Annotated in this window: 2 protein-coding genes and 1 tRNA gene; 1 reads left to right on the plus strand and 2 read right to left on the minus strand. The window is 66.7% G+C overall.

Going from position 1 to position 5164, the window contains the following annotated elements; genetic code table 11:
• Positions 1 to 109: 109 nt before the first annotated feature.
• Positions 110 to 2791, minus strand: a complete 2682-nt coding sequence (locus SGR02S_RS18850) for a TonB-dependent receptor domain-containing protein (RefSeq protein ID WP_067113711.1) — start codon at positions 2789 to 2791, stop codon at positions 110 to 112.
• An 82-nt stretch (positions 2792 to 2873) separates the two neighbouring features.
• Positions 2874 to 4454: a beta-helix domain-containing protein gene (locus SGR02S_RS18855; RefSeq protein WP_067113713.1), complete on the minus strand. Its 1581-nt coding sequence runs from the start codon at positions 4452 to 4454 to the stop codon at positions 2874 to 2876.
• Positions 4455 to 4773: 319 nt separating this feature from the next.
• Between SGR02S_RS18855 and SGR02S_RS18860 the strand changes: the two genes are divergently transcribed.
• Positions 4774 to 4860 (plus strand) — tRNA-Leu (locus SGR02S_RS18860).
• The last annotated feature ends 304 nt before the right edge of the window (positions 4861 to 5164 follow it).

Consider the following 5164-nt stretch of genomic DNA (forward strand, 5'->3'; position numbering starts at 1 on the left):
GGCTTTCGCCGGGGAACGCTCACCTGTCGAAAAGGGATAATTGCCAAACAAGTTCAGGGTGACGAATGGGAAAAGCTGTGCCGAACCCTAAATCCCCGCAGGACAGAGTCTAGAATTTGAGCGACGCGCTCAGCGAGAAGGTGCGGCCGAGCTTGTAGCGGTTGAAATAGATGCGGTTGCTGCCCGATTCCTGCACCTCCTTGTAGGTGCGGCCGGTGAGGTTGCGGGCCTCGAACTTCAGTTCGATCTCCTTGCCGAGCAGCATCAGGCCCTGCCGCGCGATGAAATCGAGCGAGACGCCCGGCTTTTCGAGCAGGTCGGGCTGCCCTGACGGACCGCGGCTGGTAACGCGCGGGCTGGCATAGGTCAGCAGCAATGTCTGCTGCGACAGCCGGTCGGTGTCCTCCAGCCCGATCTGGACGTTGACCAGATGGTCCGACTGGCCGGTCAGCGGCGCGCCGTCGAAGAAATAATTGGCCGCGTCCTGCCGGTTCCCATCGATGACGGTGGTGTCGCCCGCGCCGACCTTTATCTTCGACTGCGTGTAGGTGTAGTTGCCGATCAGCACGAGCCGGCGGCTGGCCCAGAAGGCCCCATCCGACATATTGTCCAGCGGCACATATTTCTGAAGCTCGACCTCGGCGCCATAGAGCGTCGCCTTGGGCGCGTTGGCGTAGCTGGTGTTGATCGACGAATCCGAGATCGAGGTATAGGCCTCGATCGGATTGTCGATCGCCTTGTAGAAGCCGGCGACCGACAGCCGCTGATCGCGCCCGAAATACCATTCGTAGCGCGCCTCGGCATTCCACAGCTCGCTGTCGGTGAGCGACGGATTGCCGCGGTACAGGCGGTTCGATTCGGGGTCCTGATAGACCTGCGCCACCAGTTCGCGGAACTGCGGGCGCGCGATCGTCTTGGACCCGCTCGCGCGAAGCTGCATGTCGGGTGCCAGTTCCCAGGTCAGCGTGACCGCCGGCAGCCAGTAATCGCGGTCGAGGTTGGTCGCCACGATCGCCGACGAGCCGCTGCCGAACAGGTCGACCGGGGCGACCGTCTGCTTCGCCTGTTCATAGCGGACGCCCGCATTGACGTTGACCCCCGGCACGATCTCGGCCTGAAGCTGGGCATAGCCCGCGTGGGTGCGCAGCCTGGCGTCGAAGGCCGCGGTGCCGTCCTGCGCCGAGGTTTCGATCATCGTGATGTCGTAGAGCTGGATCGTCGCGTCGGAGAGCAGATAGTCGGGGCGGAGCTGCTGCACCGCCAGCGGCAGGTTCGCGGCGCGGAACAGGAAGGATCGGCGCGTCGCGACGCGGTGCGTGTCGCTGTAGGCATAGCCGACCGTCGCGCTGACGCGCGGCGCGATTTCGTAGGACAGGTCGACGCCGCCCGACCACAGGTCCTCGTTCAGGTCCGAAAAGGCGATCGACGCGTCGCCGCGGCTGCCGCCGAGGTCGTTGACGAACTTGCCGCCGACCGGGTCCTGTTCGGGGGGCAGGTTGGTGCGGACATAGGTGAAGCTGCGTTCATAGGGCGCCTCGCGCTGCGAATTGGCGTAGGCGCCGCGCAGGTCGAGCGACAGCCGGTCGAACTTGAATTCGCCGACGAACTGGGTGTTGATCAGCTGCCGTTCGTACCAGGCGGTGTCCTGCTTCATGATGTCGCGGTCGGACTGGTTGCGGTCGGTGCCGAGCGCGAGCCGGGCCTGCTTCAGCGTGTCGCGGATATAGAGGCTGGTCCAGCGCAGCTTGTGGTCGCCGAGTTCCAGCCCGAAGCCGAGCAGGCCGTTCACGACGACGCGGTTGTCGGTGACGACGCGGTCATAGCTCGACTGCGGATCGCCCGACAGGTCGCGCTCGACCGAGGTCTGCTGCAGCGTGTCGCGGGTGCGCCACTTGTTGCTGATCCCGGCGGTCGCGATGATGCCCAGTTCGCCGCCCGGAAGCGCGATCGTCGTGCCGCCGGTCAGCCCCGCCGACCAGTTGACCGGGATATGGTCGTTCTGCTGGAGGAGCGTCGTCGGCGCGTTCGACAGCTGCATCGCCATCGCCTTCAGCTCGTCGCGGCTGAAATCGGCACCCTCGAGGATCGGCTTGCCGCTCGCCAGCGCGGCGGCGAACAGCGGCGGCACGTCGCGGGTGCCGTCGTCGAACCCCGTCCAGTCGGTGTCGCCGCCATAATAGGTGTAGCCGAGCTGGTTGGTCGTCTCGCTGTCCCAGCCGATGCCGCCCGACAGGGTCATGAAGGGCTCGCGCGGGGTCGCCTTGGTCGTCAGGTTGATGACCCCGCCGCCGAACTCGCCCGGAAAGTTCGCCGAATAGCTTTTCTGGACCAGCGTCGAATCGATGACATTGGACGGAAAGATGTCGAGCGGCACGACGCGCTTCAGCGGTTCGGGGCTCGGCAGCGGCGATCCGTTGAGCAAGGCCAGCGAATAGCGGTCGCCCAGCCCGCGGACATAGACGAAGCCGCCGCCGACGACCGAAAGGCCGGTCACGCGCTGAAGCGAGCCCGAGATGTCGCCTTCGCCGGTGCGCGCGATGTCGGCCGAGGAGAGCACCGACACGACCTCCGGCGTCGCGCGGACGACGTTGGGGGTGAAGCGGCCGGTGACGACGATCTCCTGCCCGCCGCCGCCGGGGATCGAGACGTCGCCCTGCGCCTCGTCGGACGCCGGGCGTTCGCCGGCGGGCGCCGCGCCTTCGGCGGCCGGCTCCTGCTGGGCGAGGGCGGCCGGCGCGACGAGCGCGGAGCTGAGGAGAAGCAGGCTGGCGAAGATCGGCCGCTTGGTCATGTGGAGTGTCCCCAAGAATAAGGCAGAAGGGGGAGCGGGCCGGTGCAGCGCCCGCCCGCTCCCCCGATCGGGTCGCGTCGGATCAGGTCGTCGGGATCGCGGTGCAGGCGCCGCTCGCCGACCCGAAGGAGGCGGTGGCCGAGTTGCACGTCCAGCCCTGATACCAGGTGTCGCTGGCGTCGCGGACGGCGCCGACATAGGCCGTGGTGTCGAAGAAGGCGTTCAGCGTCCTGGCATCGAACGGCTTGAAGCCGGTCTCGGTCGCGCCGTTGACGAACAGGTCGGCCAGCGTCGGCACATAGGTCGACCGGTTCTCCGCCCCCAGTTCGAAGATCGCCCGCACCTCCGCATCGGTGACGGCGGGGCTTCCGCCGCCGCGGAACGGCGTGCCGTTGCACTGCATCGAGACCGACTCGAAGCGCGGCGGGCCGGCTTCGTCGAGCGCGGGATTGGCGGCCTGCGTCGTCGTCGTGCTGTCGATGCGCAGGCAGCGGAACCCCGGCGCGACGATCAGGCCGTTGACGAAATTATAGTCGGCCCCGCCGCGAATGCGGATCGCGGCGCCGTTCCCGGCGGCGTTGTTGCGGTGGATGAAGGTGAAGTTCGATATCGTCACGCGCTGGCGCGGCGACGCGTTCTCGTTGCCGTCCGAATCGATCTCCATGATCGAGTCGCCGATCGTGCCGCCGGCGCGCTGGACCGCGATCACATATTGGATGTTGCCCTGATAGCCGACATCGGTGTCGAGGCTGTCGTCCTCGGCGCCGGTGATGACGAGATGCTTCATGTTCACATTGCCGCCGAACACCTCGATACCGTCGTCGGAGCTGTTGTGGCTCTGGATATGGTCGAGCTGCGTGCCCGAACCCACGCCCGAGGGGGTCAGCGCCTGAAGCTCCTTGTCGGGCGCGAGGGTGAAGCCCGAATAGCGGAGCTGGACATAGGACATGCGGCCCGAGCTGTCGGCCTTGTTCGACCCGCCGTAATGGGCGCCGCTGGCCCCCTCGGTCTCGCGGTAGCAGCTGTCGGTCCCCTCGACGACGCCCGGCCCCGGCGCGAAGCAGTCGGTGACCGGCGCGCGGCCCAGCAGCACGACGCCGCCCCACAGCTGCGAGGTGCTGTCGTCGGCCGATCCGACGACGTTGCCGCGGCCGGTGAAGATGATCGGCTGGGTCGGGGTGCCGACCGCGTCGATCTTGTTGCCGCGATTGACCGCGAGCCACGACACGCCGGTCGCGCCGAAGATGACGACGCCGGGGTCGATCGTCAGCGTGACGACCGTGTTGGTGCCCGACGGCCCCTCGTCCTTGCCGACATCGACGCGGCCCGGCAGCGAATAGATGACGCCCGGCACCTTGGGGATCGCGGTCGTCGCGTTGAAGCGCGCGGGGAAGCCGCAGTTGCGCCAGGTGCCCTGCGGGCCGCTGATCGTGCCGAGGTCGCTGAGCTGGTCGCTGCCCGCGATGGTCGGGCAGTTGGCGGCCGGGGTGACGGTGCCCGGCGTCGGGGTCGGCGTGGGGGTGGGGGTCGGCGTGGGGGTCGGCGCCGGAATGACGATCGTGCCCTCGCCCGGCGAGGCGACGCCGTCGGCCCCGCAGGCGGCAAGGATGGAACAGGCCACGCCGCTGAGCATGACCAAACGAATGCGTGCGAATGCCGCCATGAAAATCTCCGTTCCCGGTGTGCGCCGCCTGGACGCTGCTGAAAAATCACCGGCGAACGAGGAGAGGCACTGCCGTCTCGCCCCCGGTGACGCCGCCACTAGGGTGATTCGATGACGGTCTGACGGTAGAGCGATGACAGAGGGATGACGCTTCGGAGTCGCTTCGATGACAGGCGCTCCGCCGCGCGGCGAAACGGCGCGCGCCGGGCGATGCGGGACGCGCGGAACAAAAGCGGCGAAGCTCGCTTGCATCCCCCCGCAAGCTTTGCTAGGCGCCCGCTCCTACCCGGTGCCGGACCCGTCCGGCCCAACATGATGTGCGGTCGTGGCGGAACTGGTAGACGCGCAACGTTGAGGTCGTTGTGGCCGAAAGGCCGTGGAAGTTCGAGTCTTCTCGACCGCACCATTATCGCCAGATTATGGCGTGTTTTTACTAGCCTGGCATAGTATCGGGTATTTTAGTCCACCTTCTGGCCCACCTTTCGATGCCGGTTGGCGTTTAGCCTGTAGGGACGCGACGATATTTCACATACATTCCAGGCGCTTACGAACCAGCATCGACTGCAGTTGGCCGTCTGCAGCCAGTCAGCTAGTGGTCAAGGATGCTGTAAAGCTGACGAAGAGCGTTGCTACCTCCGCTTGCCATTGGGATTGCGGTGCTTCTGGCGGTTGCGGCGGTGATTGTCATCGTGGTGCTGCGCCGTCTGCTA

This window comes from Sphingopyxis granuli NBRC 100800, from assembly GCF_001591045.1.
GTDB classification, from domain to species: domain Bacteria; phylum Pseudomonadota; class Alphaproteobacteria; order Sphingomonadales; family Sphingomonadaceae; genus Sphingopyxis; species Sphingopyxis granuli.

Bases quoted from the DNA above. Each gene is read 5' to 3' on its own strand.
- SGR02S_RS18850 (WP_067113711.1), bottom strand. From the start codon at position 2,791: ATGACCAAGCGGCCGATCTTCGCCAGCCTGCTTCTCCTCAGCTCCGCG.
- SGR02S_RS18855 (WP_067113713.1), bottom strand. From the start codon at position 4,454: ATGGCGGCATTCGCACGCATTCGTTTGGTCATGCTCAGCGGCGTGGCC.